This window comes from Corallococcus sp. CA053C (genome assembly GCF_003611675.1).
GTDB lineage: Bacteria > Myxococcota > Myxococcia > Myxococcales > Myxococcaceae > Corallococcus.
On the sequence record NZ_RAWA01000627.1, the window covers coordinates 1 to 3692 of the forward strand.

A 3692-nucleotide genomic window follows, 5' to 3' on the forward strand; every position below is an offset into this window, starting at 1 on the left:
CCCGCGGCGTCCGTCGCCGCGGCGCGCTGACGGCTTCCGGACAGGCGCCCCTACCCCTCCGGTCCGCGCTGCCGCCCGCTACTGGACGGAGCGCTCGGGGGCCAGGTGCGGGGATGGACAGGGCCGTGACTTAGGCTCCCCTTCCACCCGCGCGCGAGACTAGGGTGCCGCCGTCATGGCCCATCCTTCCGCTGGCAAGCCCCTTTCGCGCGACCTGCTGATCAACCCCGAGAAGCTGCGCGCCAGGTATTACTCCGACGTCCCGGACGCCTCCGTGGCCGAACAGCGCGTCGCCTTCGGCACCTCCGGCCACCGGGGTTCGGCCTCGCGCCGAAGCTTCAACGAGCCGCACATCCTCGCGGTGGCGCAGGCCCTGTGCGAGTACCGCAAGCAGCAGGGCTATGACGGCCCGCTCTTCCTGGGCATGGACACGCACGCCCTCTCCGAGCCCGCCCAGCGCACCACGCTGGAGGTGCTGGCCGCGCACGGCGTCGAGGTGCGCTTCACCGACAGCGCCACGCCCACGCCCGTCATCTCCCACGCCATCCTCACCTACAACCGGGGCCGCACGAGCGGGCTCGCGGACGGCATCGTCATCACCCCGTCCCACAACCCGCCCGAGGACGGCGGCATCAAGTACAACCCGCCCAACGGCGGCCCCGCGGACACGAACGTCACGTCCCTGGTGGAGCGCCGCGCCAACGAGCTGATGGCCGCTGGCAACAAGGACGTCCGGCGCATCACCTACGAGAAGGCGCGCGCCAGCGACACGGTGAAGGCGTACGACTTCATCACCCCGTACGTGACGGACCTGGTGAACGTGGTGGACGTGGACGCCATCCGGGACGCGAAGCTGAAGCTGGGCGCGGATCCGCTGGGCGGCTCCAACCTGGACTACTGGGACCCCATCTCGGATCGCTACAAGCTGTCGATCTCCGTGGTGAACCGCAAGGTGGACCCCACGTTCGGCTTCATGCCCGCGGACCACGACGGGAAGATCCGCATGGACTGCTCGTCGCCGTACGCGATGGCGAACCTGGTGATGCTCAAGGACAAGTACGCGCTCGCCTTCGGCAACGACACGGACTCCGACCGCCACGGCATCGTCACCCGCAGCCATGGGCTGATGAACCCCAACCATTACCTCGCCGTCTGCATCGGCTACCTGTTCCGCAACCGTCCGGACTGGAAGGCGGACGCGGCGGTGGGCAAGACGCTGGTGAGCAGCAGCCTCATCGACCGCGTGGCGAAGAACCTGGGCCGCCGCGTGGTGGAGGTGCCGGTGGGCTTCAAGTGGTTCGTGGACGGGCTCCTGGAGGGCTCGCTGGGCTTCGGCGGCGAGGAGAGCGCGGGCGCGTCCTTCCTGCGCCGCGACGGCACCGTGTGGACCACCGACAAGGACGGCATCATCATGGACCTGCTGGCGGCCGAAATCCTCGCGCGCACCGGCAAGGACCCCGGCGAGCACTACCAGGAGCACGCGCAGCAGTTCGGCGCGCCGCTGTACACGCGCATTGATCAGCCGGCCACGTCCGAGCAGAAGGCCGTGCTCAAGAAGCTGTCACCGGAGGCGGTGAAGGCCACGTCGCTCGCGGGCGAGCCCATCCAGCAGCGCCTCACGCGCGCGCCGGGCAACAACGCGGAGCTGGGCGGCCTCAAGGTCGTGGCGGAGAACGGCTGGTTCGCCGCGCGCCCCTCCGGCACCGAGGACGTCTACAAGATCTACGCGGAGAGCTTCCGCGGCGCCGCGCACCTGGACACCATCGTCCAGGAGGCGCGCGCCATCGTCGGTGAGGCGTTCGCCGGAAAGTAGGCATGGACCCGGGGCCCCTGGTCGCGCTTCGATGTCGCCAGGAGCCCCCACCACCATGTCCGTGAAGCTCATCCTGCAGTTCGTGCTCGCGCTGTTCATGATCGCCGCGGGGGTGAACCACTTCCTCAAGCCGCGCGTGTACATGCACATCATGCCGCCGTACCTGCCCCGCCCCCGGGAGCTGGTGCTGATCAGCGGCATGGCGGAGGTGCTGCTGGGCGTGCTGTTGCTGGTGCCCCGGACGACGCAGCTCGCGGCCTGGGGGCTCGTCGCGCTGTTCGTGGCGGTGTTCCCCGCGAACCTCTACATGGCCCAGCAGCCGGAGCGGTTCCCGAAGATTCCCAGGGCCCTGCTCTGGTTGCGGCTGCCGCTCCAGGGCGTCCTCATCCTCTGGGCGCTCTGGTACACCTGACGCGCATCACCGCCAGAGCGGCGCGTGGTCCTCGATGTACTGGCGCACCGTGCGCGTGGGGCGGCCCAGCAGGTTCGCGAGCGTGGGGTCCAACTGCTCCGCCTGACCGAAGCGCAGCCCCACGTGCAGCAGCGTCTGGACGCCCACCTGGCCCCAGGGCAGCTGGCGCCGGTGCAGGTGGCGCACGTAGCCCGCCACCGACGCGGGCTCGTAGCGGATGGGCCGGCCCAGCACCTCCGACAGCATCACCACCACCTCGTCGAACGTCACCGCCTCCGGCCCGGTGAGGGTGAACGCCCGGTTTCGCAGGGACGTGTCCAAGAGCGCCCGCGTCGCCAGGTCCCCCACGTCGCGCACGTCCACGAAGGCCACCCGGCCGCGGGCCGCGGGGAGGTAGACGCGGTGGTCCTGGCGGATGTCCTCGCGGTAGGCGTCCCCCAGGTTCTGCGCGAAGAAGGTCGGCCGCAGCAGCGTCCACCCCAGGGGCGAGCGCTTCAGGTGCTCCTCCACCGCGTGGTGCGGGATCCACGCGCGCTTCTCCGCGCCGTCCACGGAGAGGAACACCACGTGCTTCACGCCCTGCGTGACGGCCGCGTCCACGAAGGCGTTGAGCGTCTCCTGCATGCGGGCGATGGCCGGAGGTCTCAGCAGGAAGACGCCGCGCACGCCCTCCAGCGCGGGCCGGAACGTCTCCGGGCGCAGGAAGTCCAGGGGCACCGGCATCACCTCGCCGTCCATCTCCTTGAGCAGCGCCACGGTGCGCTCGGGCGACTTCACCGCCGCGCGCACGGGGACGCCCTCGGACAGCAACGCCCGGACCACCGCCCGGCCCACGTTGCCGGTGGGCCCGGTGACGAGCACCGGCCCGTTCACGGCGCCCCCGGGACGCACCGGGGATGACTGGCGCCGCGCGACCTGACCTCGCTCATGCGGGAGCTCCTCTCTCGGACCCACCCTGGCGTCCCATGCCTCCATCGGAAAACGCACCCCAGGGGATCCGTTGAGGTGCCCCGCTCCAGAATTCCCAAGCCCTGGAAATCGCCGTGCGCCAGCGAACAGCGCCGGCCCGTGAGCGTCGGCTGGCGGTCATCCGGCGGGAGGCTCCCCCGGCCGCCCATCCTTCCTTGACTCGACCGGACGTGCTCTTTAGGTTGGGAGGCTTCCACCGGCTCCCAAGAGCCAAGAAGGATGTTCCATGGCCCGCGTTACCGTTGAAGACTGCCTCCCCTACGTGGACAACCGGTTCGCGCTGGTGCTGCTGGGCGCCAAGCGCGCGCGCCAGCTGATGGCCGGCGCCCGGCCCATCCTGGAGACCTCCAAGAACAAGCCGCCCGTGCTCGCGCTGCGCGAGGTCGCCACCCAGCGCGTGAAGTTCGACCGCGATGTGCGCGAGGCGCTCTCCGGCAAGTACACCGCCGAGGAAGCCAAGAAGTAGGCTTCAGCCCTCCCCCTGCTTCCCCCCGGCTC

The 3692-nt window shown here is 70.3% G+C and carries 4 protein-coding genes; 3 read left to right on the forward strand and 1 reads right to left on the reverse strand.

Annotated features, from left to right (window positions below; all coding sequences use genetic code 11):
* Positions 1 to 175 precede the first annotated feature (175 nt).
* Positions 176 to 1813, forward strand: a complete 1638-nt coding sequence (pgm, locus tag D7V97_RS41160) for a phosphoglucomutase (alpha-D-glucose-1,6-bisphosphate-dependent) (RefSeq protein ID WP_120616009.1) — start codon at positions 176 to 178, stop codon at positions 1811 to 1813.
* Positions 1814 to 1868: 55 nt separating this feature from the next.
* Complete coding sequence (locus tag D7V97_RS41165) at positions 1869 to 2225, forward strand: DoxX family protein (RefSeq protein ID WP_120616010.1); 357 nt, start codon at positions 1869 to 1871, stop codon at positions 2223 to 2225.
* 6 nt (positions 2226 to 2231) lie between these two features.
* On the opposite strand, the gene D7V97_RS41170 is transcribed toward D7V97_RS41165, so the two are convergent.
* The gene (locus tag D7V97_RS41170; protein WP_120616011.1) at positions 2232 to 3098 is read right to left on the reverse strand and encodes an SDR family oxidoreductase; all 867 of its coding nucleotides are present in this window, start codon (positions 3096 to 3098) and stop codon (positions 2232 to 2234) included.
* Between the two features lie 322 nt (positions 3099 to 3420).
* Between D7V97_RS41170 and rpoZ the strand changes: the two genes are divergently transcribed.
* Positions 3421 to 3660, forward strand: coding sequence for a DNA-directed RNA polymerase subunit omega (rpoZ, locus tag D7V97_RS41175; RefSeq protein ID WP_120531319.1), 240 nt, complete (start codon positions 3421 to 3423; stop codon positions 3658 to 3660).
* Positions 3661 to 3692 lie beyond the last annotated feature (32 nt).